The 22,289-nt window shown below is 67.1% G+C and carries 19 protein-coding genes; 13 read left to right on the forward strand and 6 right to left on the reverse strand.

Features of this window, described 5'->3' with window-relative positions:
• The first annotated feature begins 38 nt into the window (after window positions 1-38).
• Window positions 39-2,270: an NADP-dependent isocitrate dehydrogenase gene (locus ACCQ05_RS02585; protein ID WP_372392830.1), complete on the forward strand. Its 2,232-nt coding sequence runs from the start codon at window positions 39-41 to the stop codon at window positions 2,268-2,270.
• A 77-nt stretch (window positions 2,271-2,347) separates the two neighbouring features.
• On the opposite strand, the gene ACCQ05_RS02590 is transcribed toward ACCQ05_RS02585, so the two are convergent.
• Window positions 2,348-2,587: a hypothetical protein gene (locus tag ACCQ05_RS02590; RefSeq protein ID WP_372392831.1), complete on the reverse strand. Its 240-nt coding sequence runs from the start codon at window positions 2,585-2,587 to the stop codon at window positions 2,348-2,350.
• Window positions 2,588-2,690: 103 nt separating this feature from the next.
• Here ACCQ05_RS02590 and ACCQ05_RS02595 point away from each other — a divergent pair, with 103 nt between their 5' ends.
• Together ACCQ05_RS02595 and aceK are read left to right on the forward strand one after the other, a co-directional pair.
• Window positions 2,691-3,650 carry a LysR substrate-binding domain-containing protein gene (locus ACCQ05_RS02595; protein WP_372392832.1) on the forward strand — a complete coding sequence of 320 codons (960 nt, stop codon included), beginning with the start codon at window positions 2,691-2,693 and terminating at the stop codon, window positions 3,648-3,650.
• Window positions 3,647-5,386, forward strand: a complete 1,740-nt coding sequence (gene aceK / locus ACCQ05_RS02600) for a bifunctional isocitrate dehydrogenase kinase/phosphatase (protein WP_372392833.1) — start codon at window positions 3,647-3,649, stop codon at window positions 5,384-5,386. Before ACCQ05_RS02595 ends, aceK begins: the two co-directional genes overlap by 4 nt.
• A gap of 223 nt (window positions 5,387-5,609) precedes the next feature.
• Here aceK and rho read toward each other — a convergent pair whose 3' ends face one another.
• Both rho and trxA read right to left on the reverse strand, forming a co-directional pair.
• Window positions 5,610-7,484 carry a transcription termination factor Rho gene (rho, locus tag ACCQ05_RS02605; RefSeq protein WP_372392834.1) on the reverse strand — a complete coding sequence of 625 codons (1,875 nt, stop codon included), beginning with the start codon at window positions 7,482-7,484 and terminating at the stop codon, window positions 5,610-5,612.
• A gap of 218 nt (window positions 7,485-7,702) precedes the next feature.
• Window positions 7,703-8,044 carry a thioredoxin TrxA gene (gene trxA, locus ACCQ05_RS02610; RefSeq protein WP_039405310.1) on the reverse strand — a complete coding sequence of 114 codons (342 nt, stop codon included), beginning with the start codon at window positions 8,042-8,044 and terminating at the stop codon, window positions 7,703-7,705.
• Window positions 8,045-8,241: 197 nt separating this feature from the next.
• Between trxA and rhlB the strand changes: the two genes are divergently transcribed.
• The 6 genes from rhlB to rpoH all read left to right on the forward strand — a co-directional run bounded on the left by rhlB (window position 8,242) and on the right by rpoH (window position 14,304).
• The gene (gene rhlB / locus ACCQ05_RS02615; RefSeq protein ID WP_228964432.1) at window positions 8,242-9,948 is read left to right on the forward strand and encodes an ATP-dependent RNA helicase RhlB; all 1,707 of its coding nucleotides are present in this window, start codon (window positions 8,242-8,244) and stop codon (window positions 9,946-9,948) included.
• Window positions 9,949-10,023: 75 nt separating this feature from the next.
• The gene (gene ftsE, locus ACCQ05_RS02620) at window positions 10,024-10,710 is read left to right on the forward strand and encodes a cell division ATP-binding protein FtsE (RefSeq protein WP_372392836.1); all 687 of its coding nucleotides are present in this window, start codon (window positions 10,024-10,026) and stop codon (window positions 10,708-10,710) included.
• Window positions 10,707-11,657: a permease-like cell division protein FtsX gene (gene ftsX / locus ACCQ05_RS02625; RefSeq protein WP_104542319.1), complete on the forward strand. Its 951-nt coding sequence runs from the start codon at window positions 10,707-10,709 to the stop codon at window positions 11,655-11,657. The genes ftsE and ftsX overlap by 4 nt, the downstream gene beginning before the upstream one ends.
• 8 nt (window positions 11,658-11,665) lie before the next feature.
• A complete protein-coding gene (locus ACCQ05_RS02630) occupies window positions 11,666-12,508 on the forward strand; it encodes a response regulator (RefSeq protein WP_167394663.1) in 843 nt (280 codons plus the stop codon).
• Entirely contained in the window at window positions 12,505-13,230 is a 726-nt protein-coding gene (ung, locus tag ACCQ05_RS02635; protein ID WP_228964435.1) for a uracil-DNA glycosylase, read from the forward strand. The genes ACCQ05_RS02630 and ung overlap by 4 nt, the downstream gene beginning before the upstream one ends.
• 198 nt (window positions 13,231-13,428) lie before the next feature.
• Window positions 13,429-14,304: an RNA polymerase sigma factor RpoH gene (rpoH, locus tag ACCQ05_RS02640; RefSeq protein WP_104542315.1), complete on the forward strand. Its 876-nt coding sequence runs from the start codon at window positions 13,429-13,431 to the stop codon at window positions 14,302-14,304.
• Between the two features lie 146 nt (window positions 14,305-14,450).
• Here rpoH and ACCQ05_RS02645 read toward each other — a convergent pair whose 3' ends face one another.
• Both ACCQ05_RS02645 and ACCQ05_RS02650 read right to left on the reverse strand, forming a co-directional pair.
• Window positions 14,451-15,065, reverse strand: coding sequence for a trimeric intracellular cation channel family protein (locus ACCQ05_RS02645; protein WP_372392837.1), 615 nt, complete (start codon window positions 15,063-15,065; stop codon window positions 14,451-14,453).
• A gap of 52 nt (window positions 15,066-15,117) precedes the next feature.
• The gene (locus ACCQ05_RS02650; protein ID WP_372392839.1) at window positions 15,118-16,410 is read right to left on the reverse strand and encodes an NAD(P)/FAD-dependent oxidoreductase; all 1,293 of its coding nucleotides are present in this window, start codon (window positions 16,408-16,410) and stop codon (window positions 15,118-15,120) included.
• Window positions 16,411-16,529: 119 nt separating this feature from the next.
• On the opposite strand from ACCQ05_RS02650, the gene ACCQ05_RS02655 reads away from it, so the two are divergent.
• The 4 genes from ACCQ05_RS02655 (at window position 16,530) to ACCQ05_RS02670 (ending at window position 19,992) form a co-directional block, all read left to right on the forward strand.
• Entirely contained in the window at window positions 16,530-17,105 is a 576-nt protein-coding gene (locus ACCQ05_RS02655; protein ID WP_228964438.1) for a hypothetical protein, read from the forward strand.
• Entirely contained in the window at window positions 17,102-17,941 is an 840-nt protein-coding gene (locus ACCQ05_RS02660; protein WP_228964439.1) for an NYN domain-containing protein, read from the forward strand. Before ACCQ05_RS02655 ends, ACCQ05_RS02660 begins: the two co-directional genes overlap by 4 nt.
• A complete protein-coding gene (locus ACCQ05_RS02665) occupies window positions 17,938-18,594 on the forward strand; it encodes a glutathione S-transferase family protein (RefSeq protein WP_228964440.1) in 657 nt (218 codons plus the stop codon). The genes ACCQ05_RS02660 and ACCQ05_RS02665 overlap by 4 nt, the downstream gene beginning before the upstream one ends.
• A 426-nt stretch (window positions 18,595-19,020) precedes the next feature.
• Window positions 19,021-19,992, forward strand: a complete 972-nt coding sequence (locus tag ACCQ05_RS02670; RefSeq protein WP_104544391.1) for an IS110 family RNA-guided transposase — start codon at window positions 19,021-19,023, stop codon at window positions 19,990-19,992.
• A 69-nt stretch (window positions 19,993-20,061) separates the two neighbouring features.
• On the opposite strand, the gene ACCQ05_RS02675 is transcribed toward ACCQ05_RS02670, so the two are convergent.
• The gene (locus ACCQ05_RS02675) at window positions 20,062-22,278 is read right to left on the reverse strand and encodes a primosomal protein N' (RefSeq protein ID WP_228964441.1); all 2,217 of its coding nucleotides are present in this window, start codon (window positions 22,276-22,278) and stop codon (window positions 20,062-20,064) included.
• Between the last annotated feature and the right edge of the window lie 11 nt (window positions 22,279-22,289).

Genomic DNA, 22,289 nt, shown 5'->3' on the forward strand with positions numbered 1-22,289 from the left:
GGCTGGCTGTTTCCTTTCCCCCGAGGTCGCTCGCGCCCATGTCCAAGACACCCAAGATCCTCTACACGCTCACCGACGAAGCTCCCTTCCTGGCCACGCAGTCGCTGCTGCCGATCATCGATGCCTATACCGATACCGCCGGCATCGTGGTCGAAACGCGCGATATCTCGCTGGCAGGGCGCATTCTGGCGCTGTTTCCCGAGCATCTGAACGACACCCAGAAGATCGCCGACGACCTGGCCGAACTGGGCGAGCTGGCCACCACGCCGGAAGCCAACATCATCAAGCTGCCCAACATCAGCGCCTCGGTGCCGCAGCTCAAGGCGGCCATCAAGGAACTGCAGGGCCAGGGCTACGCGCTGCCGGCATATCCGGACGAACCCAAGGATGCAGCGGAAAAGGACATCAAGGCGCGCTACGACAAGGTCAAGGGCAGTGCAGTGAACCCGGTGCTGCGCGAAGGCAATTCCGATCGCCGCGCACCGCTGTCGGTCAAGAACTATGCCCGCAAGCACCCGCACCGCATGGGCAAGTGGAGCAGCGACTCCAAGTCGCATGTGGCGCACATGGACGCCGGCGATTTCTTCGGCAGCGAACAGTCCACCACCATCGCCGATGCCGGCGCGCTGAAGATCGAGTTCGTTGCTGCCGATGGCAGCAGCACGGTGTTGAAGGACAAGGTCGCGGTCAAGGCTGGCGAAATCGTCGATGCCGCCGTGCTGAGCAAGCGCGCGCTGGCCAGCTTCATCGATGCGCAGATCGCCGATGCCAAGGCCAAGGACGTACTGTTCTCGGTGCATCTGAAGGCCACCATGATGAAGGTGTCCGATCCGGTGCTGTTCGGCGTGGTGGTCGGTGAGTTCTACAAGGACACGCTGGGCAAGCATGCCGATGCGCTCAAGTCGGTCGGTTTCGATCCCAACAACGGCATCGGCGATCTGTACGCACGCATCGGCACGCTGCCGGACGATGTGCAGGCGCAGATCAAGGCCGATATCCAGGCCGAATACGCACAGCGCCCGGGCCTGGCGATGGTGAACTCCGACAAGGGCATCACCAATCTGCACGTGCCCAGCGACGTGATCGTCGATGCATCGATGCCGGCGATGATTCGCGACTCCGGCCAGATGTGGAATGCGCAAGGCAAACTGCAGGACACCAAGGCCGTGATCCCCGACCGTTGCTATGCCGGCGTGTACCAGGCGGTGATCGACGACTGCAAGGCGCATGGTGCGTTCGACCCGGCCACCATGGGTTCGGTGCCGAATGTGGGCCTGATGGCGCAGAAGGCCGAAGAATACGGCTCGCACGACAAGACCTTCCAGATGTCTGCCGCCGGTACCGTCAAGGTCACCGACGGCACCGGCAAGACGGTGTTCGAACATGCCGTGGAAGCCGGTGACCTGTGGCGCATGTGCCAGGTCAAGGACGCGCCGATCCAGGACTGGGTCAAGCTCGCCGTCGAGCGCGCACGCCTGAGCCAGACGCCGGCGGTGTTCTGGCTGGACAAGGCCCGCGCACACGATGTGCAGGTCATCGCCAAGGTCGAAACCTATCTGAAGGACCACGACACCAAGGGCCTGGACATCCGCATCCTGCCGCCGGTGGAGGCCACCACGTTCTCGCTGGAGCGCATCCGCAAGGGCCAGGACACCATCTCGGTCACCGGCAACGTGCTGCGCGACTACCTCACCGACCTGTTCCCGATCATGGAGCTGGGCACCAGCGCCAAGATGCTCTCCATCGTGCCGCTGATGGCCGGCGGCGGCCTGTTCGAAACCGGCGCCGGCGGCTCGGCGCCCAAGCACGTGCAGCAGTTCGTCGAAGAGAACTGCCTGCGCTGGGATTCGCTGGGCGAATTCCTGGCGCTGGCCGCCTCGCTAGAACACCTGGGCAACCGCTACGACAATCCGTCGGCCACGGTGCTGGCCAAGGCGCTGGACGTGGCCAACGGCCAGTTCCTGGACAACAACAAGTCGCCGGCGCGCAAGGTGGGCGAACTCGACAACCGCGGCAGCCATTTCTATCTGGCGATGTACTGGGCGCAGGCCCTGGCCGCCCAGACCGAAGACGCCGCGTTGCAGGCCAAGTTCGCACCGCTGGCCAAGGCGCTGACCGAGAACGAAGCCACCATCGTGGGCGAGCTCAACGGTGCGCAGGGCAAGCCGGTGGAGATCGGTGGCTACTACCACCCGGACCTGGCCAAGGTCAGCGAGGCGATGCGCCCGAGCAAGACCTTCAACGACATCCTGGCAACGTTGAAGGCCTGATCGGCGGCACCGCCTGTCGGTGCGTGAACCGTAGCGACACCCAGGGCCCGCCTCCTCCAGAGGCGGGCCTTGCCGTTTCAGCGGAAGGGCGACAGCGCCGTGATGGCGCGCAGCAGGCGGCGCGTGCGGCGCGCCACGCGTTGCTCGCGTCGGGCGCGTTGCGCCGCGTCGATGTGTCCTGCGTCGGGTGCGACGGCGGCCTCCGCGGCCTGCGGTACTGCCGGGTCCGCCACGGCCTCCGGCTCGGCCAGCTGCCGCGCAAGCGCCACGTCGGCAATGTGCCCGTGCTGGAACAGCAAGTCGGTAAAGATGCGCATGATCCTGCCTCCACTTGAGTGGAATCCACAGTGGGCGCAGGCTAGGGGCAGCAAAAGCGAGGCTTTTGCAAGGTCGGGTTGAATTTCATTCAAGGGTCTGCCCATGTCGCGTCCGCCGCTTCACGCTTTGCAAGGCTTCGTCAGCGCCGTGCGCCTGGGCAACCTGTCGCGCGCCGCCGCCGCGATGCATCTGACCGTCAGCGCGCTCAGCCACCAGATGCGTGCGCTCGAGCAGTGCCTGGGCTATCCGTTGTTGCAGCGGCATGCGCGCGGCGTCACCGCCACGCCGCAGGGTCAGCAGCTGCTGGAGCGCATCGCACCGCATCTGGATGCGATCGCCGAGGCGTTTCAGCCGTTCGGCCCGCGCCGCGAAGATATGCTCACCCTCAGCATCACTCCATCGATGGCCTCCACCTGGCTGGTGCCGCGGCTGGGCGGCTTTCTGGCCGACCACCCCACCATCGAGATCAATCTGTTTTCCAGCGAACGGCTGGTGGATTTCGAGCGCCAGCAGCAGGTCGATGGCGCCATGCGCATCGGCGCCGGGCAATGGCCGGGCGTCATCGCCGAGCCGCTGTTCGACGAATGGCTGGTCCCGATGGCAAGCCCGGCCCTGATCGCGCGCATGGGCGGCGCTGACGCACCGCCGCTGCAGCACTGGCCATTGCTGGGCGACCCGGACGACGCCTGGCTGCGCTGGTTTGCGGCATTCGGCGGGCAGGCGCCGCGGCGGTATGCCGCGGTGCTCGACGACTCCGAGGCGCATCACCGCGCTGCGCTGGATGGTGTCGGCGTCGCCCTGGGGCGGGTGACGCGCGCACGCCTGCTGCTGGCGTCCGGCCAGCTGGTGGCGTTGTCCGCGCAGCGGCTCAAGACCGGCTGGTCGCACTATCTGGTGTATCCGCCGCGCTCGGCTGCGCATGCCGGCTTTCTCGCGTTCCGCGCGTGGCTGCAGGTGCAGGCGCGCGAACATGTCGCTCACGCACAAAAGGCGACCGACGTGCCGCCGGCCGCACCTCCCGCCACACTCCGCCGCAAGCGCTCCAGGACACTGCCGGCATGAGCCAGTCACCCTTGCCGCCGCAATCCGAACGCCGCGCGTTGGCGATCGCCCACGCCGTATACGAAGCGTTCGAGGATTACCACGCGCGTTTCTCCGAAATCACTGCCCGAGCCAGGCAGCGCTTCGAAACGCGCGACTGGAGCGGCGCGCGCGAGGACGCGGTGGCGCGCATCGCGCTCTACGACCAGTACATCACCGAGTGCATGCTGCGCCTGCGTGCAGTGCTGATGGGGCAGGCGCACGATCGCGCGCTGTGGATGCGTGCGCGCAATCACTACGCTGCGCTGCTGGTCGGGTTGATCGATCAGGAGCTGTACAAGACCTTCTACAACACCCTGACCCGGCGCTACTTCGGTACCCACGGCGTGGATGCCGATATCGAATTCATTGCGCTGGATATCGAACCCACCGACGCCATCACCGTGCCGGTGGCGCGCCACACCTATGCGGTCTCGCCCGGCCGGTTGACCGACATGCTGGTGCGGGTGCTGGGCGACTACGCGTTCGCCGTGCCGTATGCGCACCGCACGCGGTGCGCGGCGGCCATTGCCGTGCGCCTGCTCGACGATCTTGCGCACTGGGGCGAGCACCCGGTGCGCAGCGTGGAATTGCTGGAGACGGTGTTCTACCGCGAACGCCGCGCCTATCTGGTCGGCCGCGTGTTCGGCGAACATCGCTTCTCGCCGTGCGTGATCGCGCTGGTCAACGACGCCGCTGGCTTGCGTGCCGAAGCGGTGTTGACCAAGCGCAGTGATGTCGCCCAACTGTTCAGCAACTCGCGCAGCTATTTTCAAGCCGACCTGTCGACTGTCGGCGATGCTGTGGTGTTCCTGCGCAGCCTGTTGACCCACAAGCCGGTGGACGAGTTGTACACCATGCTGGGCCGCGCCAAGCAGGGCAAGACCGAACGCTATCGCACGTTCTTCAGCCATTTCCAGGCCCAGCCGTCCGAGCAGTTGGTGCATGCCGATGGCACGCCCGGCATGGTCATGGTGGTGTTCACCCTGCCCAGTTACCCGCTGGTGTTCAAGCTCATCCGCGACCGCTTCGCCTATCCCAAGACCATGAGCCGTGCGCAGGTGGAGGGCAAATACGAGCTGGTCTTCCAGCTCGATCGCATCGGCCGCCTGCTCGACGCGCAGCCGTACCGCTACCTGCGCTTTCCCAAATCGCGCTTCTCGCCGGCGTTGCTGGAAGAGCTGCAGACCAGCTGCGCTACGAGCCTGAGCGAAGATGGCGAGGATGTGCTGATCGCGCTGTGCTATGTGCAACGGCGTCTGCGCCCGCTCAATCTCTACCTGCGCGAGCAGCTGCCCGAAGCCGCGCATGCGGCGGCGCTGGACTATGGCCAGGCGATCAAGGACATGGCGCGCAACAATATCTTTCCCGGCGACATGCTGCTGAAGAACTTCGGCATCACCCGGCACCAGCGTGCGGTGTTCTACGACTACGACGAGCTGTGCCTGATCACCGAATGCACCTTCCGCGACTGGCCCACACCCACCACCTACGAAGAACAGATGGCGGCCGAACCGTGGTTCCATGTCGGCCCGCGTGATGTCTTTCCCGAGCGCTTCGCCTTGTTCATGGGCCTGCCGCCCTCGCAACTGGAGGCGGTCAAGCATATCCACCCGGAACTGTTCGACCCGCAGTGGTGGCGCGACCTGCAGGCGCGCCTGCGCGAGGACGATTATCCCGATACGCCGCCATACGCAGAATCGCGGCGGCTGGCGTGAGCATGCTGGAAACAGCATGCAGCGCGGTCGCCATGCGGTGCAGCAGTCGCGGCCATAGCGTCACCCGTCGTTAGGGTCGATTTCAACCAGCCTCCAGGCAGCGATGCGGCTCGCCCATCGATAATGCGGCCAAGTGCAGCGACGATGTCTGCTCGCCTCGAACCACGCCCAAAAAAAACCCCCGCAGCACGAGGGTTTTTCGTTTCGGTGCCGCAGGCTGGGATCAGCGCTTCATCGAACTGAAGAACTCGTCGTTGGACTTGGTGGTCTTCATCTTGTCCAGCAGGAATTCCATTGCGGCGATTTCGTCCATCGGGTGCAGCAGCTTGCGCAGGATCCAGATCTTCTGCAGCAGCTCCGGCTCGATCAACAGATCTTCGCGGCGCGTGCCCGAACGGTTGATGTCGATCGCCGGATACACGCGCTTTTCGGTGATGCGACGGTTCAGATGCACTTCGCTGTTGCCGGTGCCCTTGAACTCTTCGTAGATCACCTCGTCCATCTTGCTGCCGGTTTCCACCAGCGCCGTGGCGATGATGGTCAGCGAGCCGCCTTCTTCCACGTTACGCGCCGCGCCGAAGAAGCGCTTCGGGCGGTGCAGGGCGTTGGCGTCCACACCACCGGTGAGCACCTTGCCGGAGCTGGGCACCACGTTGTTGTAGGCGCGCGCCAGTCGGGTGATCGAGTCCAGCAGGATCACCACGTCCTTCTTGTGCTCGACCAGGCGCTTGGCCCGCTCGATCACCATCTCGGCGACCTGTACGTGGCGCGCAGCCGGCTCGTCGAACGTGGAGGAGATGACCTCGCCGCGCACGGTGCGCTGCATTTCGGTCACTTCTTCCGGGCGCTCGTCGATCAGCAGCACGATCATGTGCACTTCGGGATGATTGGTGGTGATGGCGGTGGCCACCTGCTGCATCATCATCGTCTTGCCGGCCTTGGGCGGTGAGACGATCAGCGCACGCTGGCCCTTGCCCTGCGGCGCCATCAGATCCAGGATGCGGCCGGTGATGTCCTCGGTGGACCCATCGCCACGTTCCAGGCGGAAGCGGCGACGCGGGAACAGTGGGGTCAGGTTCTCGAACAGCACCTTGTTCTTGCTGGCTTCCAGCGGCTCACCGTTGATGGTGTCCACGATCGACAGCGCGAAATAGCGCTCGCCGTCCTTGGGGAAGCGGATGCGGCCGGACAGGTGATCGCCGGTACGCAGGTTGAAGCGGCGGATCTGGCTGGGCGAGATATAGGTATCGTCCGGGCCGGCCAGGTAGCTGGCTTCTGCAGCGCGCAGGAAACCGAAACCATCGGGCAGGATTTCCAGCACGCCGTCGGCGGCAACGCCTTCGCCATGGCGGGTCAGCACCTTCAGCAGGGCAAAGATCACGTCCTGCTTGCGCGCGCGCGCCACGCCTTCCTGGATGTTGAGCTGGTCGGCGATATCGAGCAGCTTCTGCGCCGGCATGCGCTTGAGGTCGCTCAGCGAATAGACCGGGAAGCCCTCCGGCACGGCCGGATGCGGACGCGCCACGAACGGCTCATTGCTGCCATCGGAGGACGGCATGCCGCCGCCGTCATTGCCGAAGCGGTCGCGCGGACCGCGGTCGCGGCGGTTGCGGAAACGGTCGCGGCGATTGCCCTGCTGGTTCTGCCCCTGGCCCTGCTGATGCTGGCCGCCGTTCTGGCCCTGACCCTGCTGCTGACCTTGACCTTGACCTTGACCTTGACCTTGGTTCTGGCCCTGGCTCTGCGCCTGATTCTGGTGCTGCTGTTGCTGCGCCTGATTGAAGCGCTGCTGCTGCGACTGGCCGCCCTCGCGCGGCTCGCCCTGGCTGTCGCCGCCCTGGGGGGCGCTGGGCGTGCTGTTGCCGGCAGCCGCGCCATCGCCGGACGTCTGCGCCGGTGCCGATTCGGCAGCGTGCGACGGTGCCTGCGGGGCGCGGGGGGCGTCGGGTGCGGGGCTGGCGGGCAAGGGCAGATTGGGTTGCTGCGTGCCGGCATCGTCATGGGCGACGGCGGTCTTGCTCGCGCGCGGCTTGCGCACGCGCTTCTCGACGGGAGCGTCGACGCTGCTCCCGGTATCGGAGGAAGGTTGATCGGACAAGTGCGTGATTCCTCGCTAAGGTGCGAGCGCCCAGCTAGGGGGCGAACTATTGGTAGATGGGAGTCTAGAAGAGTTTCTAGAGGGGTACGGCGGCGCACGAACGTGTGCCGGACCAACTGACACTATCACCGCGGTGCGTGACCGCGCAAGCGTCTGCCATGGCAGGATTTAACTGCTGGCGAACCGCGCAGGCGCCCATCGCTGGACGCCCACCCAACTCAGGCGGCCGCGCCGCCCAGGGTCTTGTCGATCATCTGGGTCAGCTGGCCCTTGCCAACCGCCCCGATCTGGCTGGCCTGGACCTCGCCGTCCTTGAACAGCAGCAGCATCGGGATCGAACGGACGTGATACTTGATGGCCAGGGCGCGGTTCTGGTCCACATTGACCTTGGCGACCTTGAGCCTGCCCTGGTAGGTATCGGCCAGATCGTCCAGCACCGGGGCGATCATCTTGCAGGGGCCGCACCATTCGGCCCAGAAATCCACCAGAACCGGTTCGCCCGATTGCAGTACGGCTGTCTCGAAATCGGCATCGCCGACATGTTGAACCTTGTCGCTCACGTTGGGTCTCCTGGAAACCAAACGGCCCACCCGATCGGGCAGGCCGCCACATTGCGTTAAACTGGGGCATTGCGCGACTGAATCAAGTGCCAGTCCTGAAGCCGCGCTGTCCGCCACAAGAGCCGCAGTTTGCGACGCTGTCGGCATCGATGCAAGCCGCGCCCGGGCTGCCCAGGGCGCCTCACGAAGACGGAATAATGAGCGACAAACCGCTGACCGATTTGACTTTTTCCTCGTTCGACCTGCATCCGGCGCTGATCGCCGGGCTGGAGAGCGCCGGGTTTACCCGGTGTACCCCGATCCAGGCGCTGACCCTGCCGGTCGCGCTGCCGGGCGGCGATGTCGCCGGCCAGGCCCAGACCGGCACCGGCAAGACCCTGGCGTTCCTGGTGGCGGTGATGAACCGCCTGCTGAGCCGCCCGGCGCTGGCCGACCGCAAGCCGGAAGACCCGCGCGCGCTGATCCTGGCCCCCACCCGCGAGCTGGCCATCCAGATCCACAAGGATGCGGTGAAGTTCGGCGCCGAGCTGGGCCTGCGCTTTGCGCTGGTCTACGGCGGGGTGGATTACGACAAGCAGCGCGAACTGTTGCAGCAGGGCGTGGACGTGATCATCGCCACCCCGGGCCGGCTGATCGACTACGTCAAGCAGCACAAGGTGGTCTCGCTGCACGCCTGCGAGATCTGCGTGCTGGACGAAGCCGACCGCATGTTCGACCTGGGCTTCATCAAGGACATCCGCTTCCTGCTGCGGCGCATGCCCGAGCGCGGTACCCGCCAGACCCTGCTGTTCTCGGCCACGCTCAGCCACCGCGTGCTGGAACTGGCCTACGAGCACATGAACGAGCCGGAAAAGCTGGTGGTCGAGACCGAGACCATCACCGCCGCACGGGTGCGCCAGCGCATCTACTTCCCCTCCGACGAAGAGAAGCAGACGCTGCTGCTGGGCCTGCTGTCGCGCAGCGAAGGCGCGCGCACCATGGTGTTCGTCAACACCAAGGCGTTCGTGGAGCGGGTGGCGCGCACCCTGGAGCGCAACGGCTACCGGGTCGGCGTGCTGTCGGGCGATGTGCCGCAGAAGAAGCGGGAGTCGCTGCTCAACCGCTTCCAGAAAGGCCAGCTCGAAATCCTGGTGGCCACCGACGTGGCCGCGCGCGGCCTGCATATCGACGGGGTCAAGTACGTCTACAACTACGACCTGCCGTTCGACGCCGAAGACTACGTGCACCGCATCGGCCGCACCGCGCGCCTGGGCGAAGAGGGCGATGCGATCAGCTTCGCCTGCGAGCGCTATGCGATGAGCCTGCCGGACATCGAGGCCTACATCGAGCAGAAGATCCCGGTCGAGCCGGTGACCTCCGAACTGCTGACCCCGCTGCCGCGCGCGCCGCGCACGCCGGTGGAAGGCGAAGACGCCGATAGCGACGGCGAAAGCGTGGGCACGATCTTCCGCGAGGCGCGCGAGCAGCGTGCCGCCGACGAGGCCCGCCGTGGTGGCGGCCGCAGCGGTCCGGGCGGTGGCGGTTCGCGCGGTGGTGGCGGTCGTCGTGAAGGCGGCAGCGGCGATGGCAAGCCGCGTCCGCGCCGCAAGCCGCGGGTGGAAGGCGAGGCGACCGCAACGCCGGCCGTGGCACCGGTGGTGCCGGCGGCGGCGGAACGGGCACCATCGACGGTCGTCGGCGACTCCGAGCGCGCACCGCGCAAGCGCCGTCGTCGTCGCAACGGCCGACCGGTCGAAGGTGGCGAGCCGGTCGTGGCATCCACGCCCGTGCCGGCACCCGCCGCACCGCGCAAGCCGACCCAGGTGATCGCCAAGCCCGTGCGCGCCGCAGCCCAGCCGGCTGGCAGCCCGTCGTTGCTGAGCCGGATCGGGCGCCGCCTGCGTTCGCTGGTGTCGGGCAGCTGACGTCCGGGCGAAGCAATCGCATCGCCGGTGTCCGGCGATGCGACGCAAGCGCTGGCGCTCCGGCATAATCGCTGAATGACCGTTCTGCGTTTCGACAACGTCAGCAAGCACTACGCCGGTGGCCACCAGGCGCTGACCGATGTCAGCTTCGAAGTGGCCGATGGCGAGATGCTGTTCGTGACCGGCCACTCCGGCGCCGGCAAAAGTACCTTGCTCAAGTTGATCCACCTCAGCGAGCGGCCAAGCCAGGGCACGGTGCTGCTGGGCGAACGCAACCTGCTCAAGGTGCGTGGCCGGCAGATTCCGCTGCATCGCCGGCAGGTGGGTGCGGTCTACCAGAACCACCGTCTGCTCAACGACCGCAGCATCGCCGAGAACGTGGCGTTGCCGTTGATCCTGCGCGGCACCCGTCGCGCCGAGATCGGCAAGCGCGTGCGCTCGGCGCTGGAACGCATCGGCCTGGCCAACCGCGAAAAGGCGCTGCCGTCGCAACTCTCCGCCGGCGAACAGCAACGCGTGGGCATCGCCCGCGCCATCGTCGGCGAACCGCGCCTGCTGGTGGCCGACGAGCCCACCGGCAACCTCGACCCGGCCCTGGCCGCGGAGATCATGCAGCTGTTCGCCGAGCTGCCTGCGCGCGGCACCAGCGTGCTGGTGGTCAGCCACGACCTGGCGCTGCTCAAGCAGATGCGCAAGCGCGTGCTGATCCTGGATCACGGCCGCCTGGTCGACGACATCTCGCCGCAGGATCTGGCCGAATGAGCAAGCTCGCCAACAGCGAAGCCGTGGCGCCCTCGCGCCTTGGCGTATGGGTCGACCACCACCTGCACAGCATCGCCTTCAGCCTGGGCCGCGCAATGCGCAAGCCATGGGCCACATTGCTGACCATCGTGGTGATGGCCTTGGCGCTGGCGCTGCCGCTGGGGCTGTCGATCGCGCTGGACAACGTCAAGCTGCTGGCCGGCAGCGTGCAGCAGTCGCGCGAGATCAATCTGTTCCTGAAGGTCGATGTCGCCGCCGATGCGGCGCAGGCGCTGGCCGAGCAGTTGCGTGGCCGCCCGGATGTGGCGCAGGTCACGCTGCGTACTCCCGAACAGGGCCTGGCCGATTTGCGCGAGAGCGCCAAGCTCGACGAGGCCGCCGATGCGCTGGGCGACAACCCGCTGCCCACGCTGCTGATCGTGACCCCGGCCGAGACCGGCGACGATGCACAGCTGGCCAGCGCGCTGCAGGCGCTGCCGCAGGCCGACCAGGTGCAGCACGACGCGCTGTGGCGCAAGCGTCTGGATGGCTGGCTGCACTTCGGCGAGCGGCTGGTGCAGGTACTGTCGACCCTGCTCGGCATCGGCGCGGTGCTGGTGGTCGGCAATACCGTACGGCTGGACATCCAGTCGCGGCGCGAGGAAATCGGTGTGCTGCAACTGCTGGGCGCCAGCGACGGCTTCATCCGTCGCCCGTTCCTGTATCTGGGCGCCTGGTACGGCCTGGGTGCCGGCGCGGTCGCGCTTGCCCTGATTGGCGCTTCCGGTTTGGCCTTGCGTACACCTTTGGCCACATTGGCCGATAGCTATGGCAGTTCCTTTACCCTGCACGGGCTGGATCTGCTGCATTCTGCAATGGTGCTTGTCGGTACCCTGGTCCTGGGTTGGCTGGGCGCCTGGCTGGTGACCGGCCACTTCCTCCGCCAGACCCGTCCCACCGAGACCTGAGACCTGCCATGCATCCACCAGATCTCAAACACCTGATCAGCGACGCGCCGCGCGTGATGGTCGTCGATGGCTCGAAGCTGGTGCGCAAGCTCATTGCCGACGTGCTCACGCGCGACCTGCCCAACGTGCAGGTGATCGGCTGCGCCAGCATCGCCGAAGCGCGCGACGCGCTGGAAGCCGGCGCCATGGATCTGGTCACCACCTCGCTGTCCTTGCCCGACGGCGATGGCCTGGCGCTGGCGCGCAGCGTGCGCGAGGCCGCCGGCCAGGCCTATGTGCCGGTGATCGTGGTCTCCGGCGACGCGCAGCAGCACCTGGTCGAACGCCGCTTCACCGAATACGTCACCGACTATTTCGACAAGGCGCTGGGCCACGAAGCCCTGGCCACCTTCATCCGCGGCTACGTGCAGCCCGAGCCGGTGGTCGGCGCCACCGTGCTGTACATCGAGGACAGCCGCGTGGTGGCCGAGGCGACCAAGCGCATGCTCGAGCGCCAGAGCCTGAAGGTGGTGCATGTGCTCACCGCCGAGGACGCGTTCGCGCTGCTCACCGCCGAATCGCTGGGCCGGACCGAGCGCCGCATCGACGTGGTGCTGACCGACGTCACCCTCAAGGGCGAGCTCAACGGGCGCGACGTGGTCGAACGCATCCGCATCGACTTCGCCTACGGCAAGCGCCGCCTGCCGGTGCTGGTGATGACCGGCGACACCAACCCGCGCAACCAGTCCGAGCTGCTGCGCGCCGGTGCCAACGATCTGGTGCAAAAGCCCATCGAAGAGCGCCTGCTGGTCACCAAGGTGCTGTTCCAGCTGCGCCTGGCACGCCTGGAAGACCAGGCCGTGATGCTATGACCGAAGGGGAAGCGCGCATCCAGCTGGAACCGTCGTGGAAGGCCAGGGTGGGCGACTGGCTGCTGCGTCCAGAGATGCAGGAGCTGTCGGCCTTCCTGCGCCAGCGCAAGGCCGCCGGTGCGCGGGTGTTCCCGCCCGGTCCGCAGATCTTCGCCGCCTTCGACGCCACTCCGTTCGAGCAGGTCAAGGTGGTCATCCTGGGCCAGGACCCGTATCACGGCGAGGGCCAGGCGCACGGGCTGTGCTTTTCGGTGTTGCCGGGTGTGCCGGTGCCGCCTTCGCTGCTCAATATCTACAAGGAAATCCAGGACGATCTGGGCATCCCGCGTCCCGATCATGGCTATCTGATGCCCTGGGCGCGCCAGGGCGTGCTGCTGCTCAACGCGGTGCTGACGGTGGAGCAGGGCCGGGCCGGCGCACACCAGAACAAGGGCTGGGAAGGCTTCACCGACCACGTGGTGGAGACCCTCAACCGCGAGCGCGAAGGGCTGGTGTTCCTGCTGTGGGGCAGCTACGCGCAGTCCAAGGGCAAGGTCATCGATCAGGCACGGCACCGGGTGTTCAAGGCTCCGCATCCCTCGCCGCTGTCGGCGCACCGCGGTTTTCTGGGGTGCAAGCATTTCTCCAGGGCCAACGAGCACCTGCAGCGCCGCGGGCTGGGCCCGATCGACTGGTCGCTGCCGCCCCGCAACGCGCTGGACACAACCTCGGCCGCCGGCTGAACAGCGCCCGCGCCAAGTCCATTGGCGGCAGTTTTGTCACGGTCTGCGCAGGGTGTCGGTGGTAGCGTAGCCACCGAGACCGGAGATCCCTGCGGTAGAACGCCGTCAGGGTCTCAATTGCGAATGTCCTATGAATGGAACGCTGGGAACTCTTCCTGTACCCGGCAGTCCAATAGTTCGACTGCTAAGATGGTGCCTATGAACCAGACGACTTCGACTGCCCTCGTGGCAAACAATCTCCCGATTCCCAGTGCGCTCGGTTCGCTGGACGCCTACATTGGTGCCGTGCACCAGATCCCGGTGCTGTCGGTCGATGAGGAGCAGGATCTGGCTCGCCGTTTCCGCGACGAGCTGGATCTGGACGCGGCGCGTGAATTGGTCCATTCCCACCTGCGCTTCGTGGTGCATGTGGCCCGCGGCTACAACGGCTACGGCCTGCCGCTGGGCGATTTGATCCAGGAAGGCAATATTGGCCTGATGAAGGCGGTCAAGCGCTTCGACCCGGATATGGGCGTGCGCCTGGTCAGCTTCGCGGTGCATTGGATCCGTGCGGAAATGCACGAGTTCATCCTGAAGAACTGGCGCATCGTCAAGGTCGCCACCACCAAGGCGCAACGCAAGCTGTTCTTCAATCTGCGCAAGTCCAAGACCCGCCTGGGCTGGCTCAACGCCTCCGAGGTGACCGCGGTGGCCAAGGACCTGAACGTCTCCGAGCGTGAAGTCATGGAGATGGAGTCGCGCCTGTCCGGTCGCGATATCGGCTTCGACGCCTCTTCGGACGAGGACGACGACCATGGTCCGCCGTCGCCGGTGAGTTACCTGGTGGCCAACGAGGAAGATCCCTCGCAGGCCTACGAGCGGCACGACAGCGAAGACAACCAGCTGCAGTTGCTGCGCGAAGGCATGGCCGGCCTAGACACCCGCTCGCGCGATATCGTCAAGCGTCGCTGGCTGGATTCGGAGTCCAAGGTGACGCTGCAGGAACTGGCCGATGAGTACGGCGTGTCGGCCGAGCGCATCCGCCAGATCGAGGCGAACGCGCTGAAGAAGATGAAGGCGTTGTTCGTCGCCTGATTCTTTCGATCAGGCGATAGCTGTTGCACGAACGGCCCGGTTTTCCGGGCCGTTTGCGTTGCAGGCCTGCAGCTTTTCCTGCTTCTCAGGGCGCTGACGCACTGCCCGGGCGATGCTGCCGGCGGCGTCGCTCTGGCCGACGACGACTATTCCGGCAGGCGCGCGACAGGCAAATGCCAGCCATAGCGGATGGCCATGAAACGCAGGCCGAAACAGACGCCGGCACCGGTCGCCAGCGACCAGGCCTGCGGCACCCCGAGCACATGCCCGATCGCCACCAGCCCACCGCCGGCGAGTGCGGCCACCGCATACAGTTCGGCCTGCAAGACCACCGGCGTGCGTGCGACCAGCAGGTCGCGCGCGATCCCGCCGCCGATACCGCTGAGCATGCCTAGCAAGGTCGCGCTGACCGGGCTGAGGTGGTAATCCAGCGCCTTGCTGGTGCCGTAGACCGCGAACAACGCCAGACCCGCCGCATCGAAGATCTGCACCGGGTTGCGCAGGCGCTCCACCGCCGCATGCCAGTAGAAGCCGGCAACCCCGGCCAGGCAGGCGGTGAGCAGGTACTGCGGCTGCACCAGCGCAGCCGGCGGGGTGGCGCCGATCAGCACATCGCGCACGATGCCGCCGGAGACCGCCGCCGCGCATGACAGCACCAGCACGCCGAACAGGTCCAGGCGATTGCGCACCGCCACCGTCGCGCCGCTCAGGGCGAACACGAAGGTGCCGAGCAGATCCAGCAGGAACAGGACAGTCGCCACGGTCAGGCCGTCGAATCGGGCCGCACAGCATCGCGTACCGCCCGCGCCGCTGTCATCCGTCCTTGCTGCTGGGGGGCGGGTCGTCGGTGGCGCCGCCGAAGATGATGCGCGCGGCGCGCTGGTAGCTCCAGTACGCCATCGCCCAGTTCACCAGCACCACGAAACGATTGCGGAAGCCGATCAGGAAATACACGTGCGCGGCCAGCCAGAACCACCAAGCCACGATGCCCGACAGCTTGAGCTTGCCCACGTGCACGATGGCCGCCATGCGGCCGATGGTGGCGAGGTTGCCATAGTCCTGGTAACGGAATGCAGGCACCGCCCGGCCGCGCTGGCGCGCACGGATCGCCTTGGCGATGTGCTTGCCCATCTGCTTGGCGGCCGGCGCCACGCCCGGGACCGGGCGGCCATCCTGCTGCAGCGCGGCCAGGTCGCCGCCGACGAAGATGTCCGGATGGCCGGGCACGCTCAGGTCCGGCTCCACCAGGACGCGGCCGGCGCGGTCCAGTGGCACGCCCAGGGTGCGCGCCAGCGGCGAGGCCGCCACGCCGGCGGCCCACACCACGGTGCGCGCGGGCACGAAGGTCTCGCCAAGCTGGTAGCCCTGCGCATCGATATGCGTCACCGGGGTGCCGGTGTGCACTTCCACGCCCAGCCGTTCCAGCTGCTTGCGCGCCTTGGCGGTGAGGTCGTCCGGGAACGAGGGCAACACGCGCGGGCCGGCTTCGACCAGGCGTACCCGCGCCTGGCGCGGGTCGATGTGGCGGAATTCGTTCTTGAGCGTGTGGCGGGCGATCTCGGCCAGGGTGCCGGCCAGTTCCACCCCGGTGGGTCCGCCACCGACCACCGCAAAGCTCAGCCATGCGGCGCGCGCGGCGGGATCGGTTTCGGCTTCGGCGCGCTCGAAGGCCAGCAGCAGCTTGCGGCGCAGCACCAGTGCGTCGTACAGGGTCTTCAAGCCGGGGGCGTGCTCGGCCCACTGGTCGTTGCCGAAGTAGGCGTGCGTGGCACCGGTGGCGAGCAGCAGCAGGTCGTAACCGACCGTCTTGCCATCGGCCAGCACCACCTGGCGGCGGCCGGGCGCGATTTCGACCACATCGCCGAGTTGCACTTCGACATTGCGCTGCTCGCGCAGGATGTGCCGCAACGGCGCGGCGATGTCCGGCGCCGAGAGGCCGGCGGTGGCCACCTGGTACAGCAGCGGCTGGAACAGGTGGTGGTTCTGACGGTCGATCAGGGTGATGCGGATGCCGGGATCGTCGAGCGCGCGGGTCGCCCACAAACCGGCGAAACCGCCACCCACCACGACCAGATGCAGCGGAGCGGGAGAGGGGGAAGAGGTCATCGTAGGAGTCCGATGGAGCGCGACGCGGGCTCGACAGCATGCCAAAGTGCCAATGAACATGATGCGTGGGCGCAGCGCGCCTGCGGCATCATGTCGCATCCATCTTCGACGGTCTTCGCATGTCTTCGTTCCCGCCGCCCTTGCCCCCGCTGCCGCCCGCACCAGCGCCCACCGCAGCACCGATCGTCCCTGCCGCCAGGAAGCCGCTCAGCGGCGTGGCCATCGGCCTGATCGGCATCCTGGCCTGCGCAAGTGCGTTCGGGGTGGTGGTGCTGGCCGCAGCCATGTGGCTGGTCAACACGGGCTGGTCGGTGTTTGCCGAGCAGGCGCGCAGCGCGCTGCAGGACGATGCGGTGGTGCAGGAACATATCGGCCAGATCCGCAGCATGCGGGTGGATCTGGTGCGCACCGGAATGGCACCGGGCGGCGAGGAGTTCGTGTTCGATGTGGAAGGCGACCGTGGCGCCGGTCGCGTCCAGGCGACCTGGATCAGCGCCGGTGCCGATCAGGAGATCCTGAGCGATGGGGTGCTGACCCTGCGCGATGGCACGCAGTACAGCTTGCCGGCTGCGCAGAGCGCAGAAGAGGCCGCGCTCGATGCAGATGCAGATGCGGATGCCGAGACAGAATCGGATCCGGAAATGGACACCGAGACCGCAACCGAAACCGTCACAGACGCTGCAGCGGAGCCTTGAGCATGACCGACCATCCCGATAAGCGGATCGCCTTGCTGATCGACGCCGACAACGCGCCCGCCGGCAAGATCGATGTGGTGCTGGCGGAAGTGGCGCGCTATGGCGTGGCCAATGTGCGCCGCGCCTATGGCAACTGGAAGAGCCCGCATCTGAAGGGCTGGGAAGCGGCGCTGCACGATTACGCGATCCGGCCGATCCAGCAGTTTGCCTACAGCTCCGGCAAGAATGCCTCGGACATGGCCATGGTGATCGATGCGATGGACCTGCTGTACGCGCGCAACCTCGACGGGTTTGCCATCGTCTCCAGCGATGCGGACTTCACCCCCTTGGTGATGCGCCTGCTCACCGATGGCATGAAGGTCTATGGTTTCGGCGAAAAGAAGACACCGGCACCGTTCGTCAATGCCTGCTCCAAATTCACCTACGTGGAAGCGCTGGGCGAGCAGGCCGCCGCAGCCAGCGACACTGCTGCCGGGCGCAAGGATGCAATCGCATTGCGCAGCGACACGCGGCTGGTGCAGATGCTGCGCAACGCCATCGTCAGCGCCTGCGAAGACGATGGCTGGGCGTTGCTGAGCGCGGTGGGCAAGCAGGTGGCCAACCAGGCCTCGTTCGATCCGCGCAACTATGGCTATCGCAAGCTCAGCGACCTGGTGCGCGCGATCGGCTTGTTCGAGATCAGGCAGGACGAGCAGGCCCTGTGGGTGCGCGACACGCCCAAGGGCAGCGGCCGCCGCGCGAAAACTGCAGCACCTGCCGCGGCGTCGACGTCACCGGCGACGTCACCGGGAAACAAGCGCGCCGCGCGCGCACCCGCCAAGCCTGCAGGGAAATGACGATGACGCATGTGGCCAGCGACCCCACTCCGCGGAGTATCACTGTGTGGGGGCGGCGCAACTCCAGCAATGTGCGCAAGGTGCTGTGGTGCGCCGAAGAAGCCGGTGTGGCCTATACCTCGATCGAGGTGGGGGGCGCATTCGGTGGCAACACTACGCCCGACTATCGCGCACTGAACCCGAACGGGCTGGTGCCGACGCTGCAGGATGGCGCACTGGTGCTGTGGGAATCCAATGCGATCGTGCGGTATCTGGCTGCGCAGTACGCACCGGCGCTGTATCCGGCATCGCCGGCCGAACGCGCGCTGGGCGAGCGCTGGATGGACTGGACCACCTCCACGTTTGCCGGTGTCTTCCGCGACCTGTTCTGGGGCGTGCTGCGCACCCCCGAGGCCGAACGCGATGGTGCGCGCATCGCCGCCGCGCTGGCACAGTCGGGCGAGCTGCTGGCACGCGTGGATGCGGCCCTGGCACAGCAGCCGTATCTGTCCGGCGAGCAGTTCGCGATGGGCGATATTCCGCTGGGAAGTTTCATCTACGCCTGGTTCGAAATGCCGATCGACCGGCCCGATCTGCCGAATTTGCACCAGTGGTATCAGCGCTTGTGCGCACGACCGGCGTACCAACGCGGCGTGATGACGGCGCTGACCTGAGGGACGTGCCTGCGCTGGGGCCTGCGCGGTTGATTGCGGGAACATGCGCGCCGCTATTGCAAATTGCCGCTACTGCAAATCGATGGACCAGCACAGCGCGCGGCCTGATAGCTCGTGTCTGCTGTAGGAGCGCACCCGGGCGCGACGGGCTTTATCGGTAACGCCCCATGGCGCCCGGGTGCGCTCCTTGTATCTGGACATGGCCGCATAACAGCGTTATGTCTTCCGACTGATCATCGGAGCAGATGCAAGAAGCCCATGCGCTCCTTAAGCCTCGAGCTTGTATCGTAGATCGGCTCTGCATCTGCAACTGCTGGCCCTCGGTGTCCGGACGGTATCAAGAGTCCGCCACAGGCGTGAACTCGCATCACAAGGCAGGACCTGGACCAGCGCTGATCGTCGTCCATCTGATTTCAGGAGGTTTCCATGTCCCCCATCGTGGGCATCGACGTCGCCAAACACAGCGTGGATCTGGCCATCGAGCTGGCCAATGGCAAGCACCGCACCAAGGCCAAGCTCGCCAACGATCCCAAGGGATTTGCTGCCCTGCACGCGTGGCTGCGCACCCACGCGCAGCCGGATAGCTGGGTGGTGATGGAGGCCACCGGCAGCTATCACGAAGCACTTGCCGAGTTCCTGCACGAGTGCGGCTATCGGGTGTGCGTGCTTAATCCGGCGCAGGTGGCGCTGTATGCGCGCAGCCAGTTGCGGCGGGTCAAGACCGACCGCAGCGATGCGAAGCTGATCGCCAGTTACGGGCTGCGCCATCGCGACCAGCTGCGCGCCTGGCAGCCCGATCCACCGGCCCTGAAGACGCTCAAGGCGCTGGTGCGTCGCCGCGATGACCTGCTGGAGATGCTGCTGATGGAGCGCAACCGGCTGGAGGTTGCCCCCGCAGACGTGCAACCCTCGATCCAGGGGCTGATCGCGCATCTACAAGCCCGGATCAACGAGATCCAGCAGGCCATCGACGATCACATCGACCAAGACCCGGACCTGCGTCAGCAGCGTCATCTGCTGACCAGTATCAACGGGATCGGCGACATCAGCGCTGCGCTGCTGTTGGCCGAGCTGGGCCCGGTAAGCCGCTTCGCCGACGCGGGCGCGGTGACGGCCTTCGCCGGCCTGAACCCGCGCCTGCACGAATCAGGCAGGTATCAGGGCAAGGTCTGCATCTCCCGCACCGGCTCGGCGCGGCTGCGCGCCGGACTGTACATGCCAGCCCTGGTCGCCATACGTCATAACCCGGTGATCACCGCGCTCAAACAGCGTCTGCATGCACGCGGCAAACACGGCAAGCAGATCGTCTGCGCCGCCATGCGCAAGCTGCTGCATCTGGTCTATGGCGTCCTCAAATCGGGCACCGCATTTGACCCACAGAAAGCCCTTGCCAGGTGAGGGGCAAGACGGTATCTACAACACCTGGGTACATCGCGCAGCGTTTGCCCGTGCGCGCTACGCACCGCATCAATACAGGTCGATCGGATCCACATCCAGCGACCAACGCACGCGCCGCGCCTGCGGCAGCGCGTGGATGGCCGGCAATTGCGCATCGAGCAGGCGGTGCAAGGCCGAGCGCTGCTGGGCCGACAACAGCAACTGGGTGCGCTGGAAGCCGGCGCGGCGCGGCATCGGTGCCGGCATCGGGCCATAACAGTCGACTGCTGCCACGGCGGGCGCGTCGTTGTCTGCGCCGGTCAGGCCGCGCACCGCCTGCAGGAACTGGTTGGCCGCCGCCACGTCCTTGGCCTCGGCGCGGAACAGTGCCAGGTGCGCGAACGGCGGGAAGCCGGCGGCCTGGCGTTGCTGCAGTTCGGCATCGGCGAACGCGTGGTACCCGCCGTTGACCAGGGTCTGCAGCAGCGGGTGCTCGGGATGGTGCGTCTGCAGCCACACCTCGCCAGGGCGATCGGCGCGCCCGGCGCGTCCTGCTACCTGGATCAGCTGCTGGGAGAGTTTTTCGGCCGCGCGGAAGTCCGCCGAGAACAGGCCCTCGTCGATGCCCACCACCACCACCATGGTCAGCCGTGGCAGGTCGTGGCCCTTGGCCAGGATCTGGGTGCCGACCAGGATGCCGGCCGCGTTGCCGAGCCGGGCGAGTTGGGTTTCCAGGGCATCGCGGCGCTGGGTGGTGCCGCGGTCGATGCGCACCACCGGCGCGTCCGGGAAGGCCTCGCTGAGGCGTTCTTCCAGCCGCTCGGTGCCGATGCCCTGCGGCTGCAGCGCCAGGCTGGCGCAGGCCGGACAGGCCAGCGGTGCGGGCTGGCGCGCGCCGCAGTGATGGCATTGCAGGCGGCGGCCGCCGGCATGCACGGTCATCGGGGTCTGGTGCAGTGGCGTGCTGCAGCGTTGGCAGGCGGCGGTCCAGCCGCAGTCGTGGCACAGCAGCACCGGCGCGTAGCCGCGGCGGTTCTTGAACACCAGCACCTGCTCGCCGCGCGCCAGGGTGGCGCCGATACCAGCCAGCACCTCCGGCGAGAGCCCGTCCTTGAGCGGGCGCTTGCGCACGTCCAGCACGCGCACGCGCGGTGGGCGCGCTTCGCCGGCACGACGCGACAGGCGCAGATGCTGGTAGCGGCCAGCGTAGGCGTTGTGCAGGCTTTCCAGCGAGGGCGTGGCGCTGCCCAGGATCACCGGCACGTCCAGCGCCTTGCCGCGGACCAGGGCGAAGTCGCGGGCGTGGTAGCGGATGCCGTCCTGCTGCTTGTAGCTGCCGTCGTGCTCCTCGTCGATCACGATCAGCCCGGCCTTGGGCAGCGGAGTGAACACCGCCGAGCGGGTGCCGACGATCAGCTGGGCTTGGCCGCGCCAGGCCGCGGCCCACACGCGGGCGCGTTCGCCATCGGACAGGCCGGAGTGCAGCGCATGCACCGGCACGCCCAGGCGCGCACGGAAGCGGCCCAGGGTCTGCGGGGTCAGGCCGATCTCCGGGACCAGCACCAGTGCCTGGCGGCCGGCGGCCAGGCAATCGGCGATCGCCTGCAGATAGACCTCGGTCTTGCCGCTGCCGGTGACGCCATCGAGCAGATAGGTGGCAAAGCCGCTGCGCGCGCGGATCGCGGCAGCGGCGGCCTGTTGTTCGTCGTTGAGCGCCGGGCCGCTGCCGGGGCGGGGCGGGAGGGCATCGGCAGCCACCGCCACGCGGTCGGCGTGGCCACGCTTGGCCAGGCTGCGCGCGGCCTGCCGCCACTGCGGCAGCAGCGGGTCCAGCTGCTCTTCGCTCAGTGCGCCGGCCTGTAGCAGGCCAGCCAGCAGGGCCGGGCGGCTGCCGGCGCGCAGGCTGCTCGCTCCGGTATGGCCGGCCTCGGTGAGCTGCCAGGCCCAGGCGTGGGTGTCGGCCAGCGGTTCGCCGCGGCGCAGCGGGCCGGGCAGGGCGCTGGCCTGGGCCTCGCCCAGCGGCGCATGCGTGTAGCGGGCCAGCCATTGCAGCGAGCGGGCCAGCTCATCCACCAGCAGCGGCGCCGCATCGCACCACGCCAGCGCCGGACGCAGCCCGTCGGCCGACGCCAGCTGGCCGATCTCTACCACCACCCCGACCAGCTCGCGCGGGCCGAACGGCACCCGCACCCGGCAACCCACCCGCCCCGGATCGGCCGGCGCGGCATCGGCGGGGGGCAGGTATTCGAACAATTGCGGCAGCGGCACCGGCAGGGCGACGCGCAGGGTGGTGACAGTCGAAGGCATCGGCCCAGTCT

Source organism: Xanthomonas sp. NCPPB 3582 (assembly GCF_041475735.2).
In the GTDB taxonomy this organism is placed as follows: Bacteria; Pseudomonadota; Gammaproteobacteria; order Xanthomonadales; family Xanthomonadaceae; genus Xanthomonas; species Xanthomonas codiaei.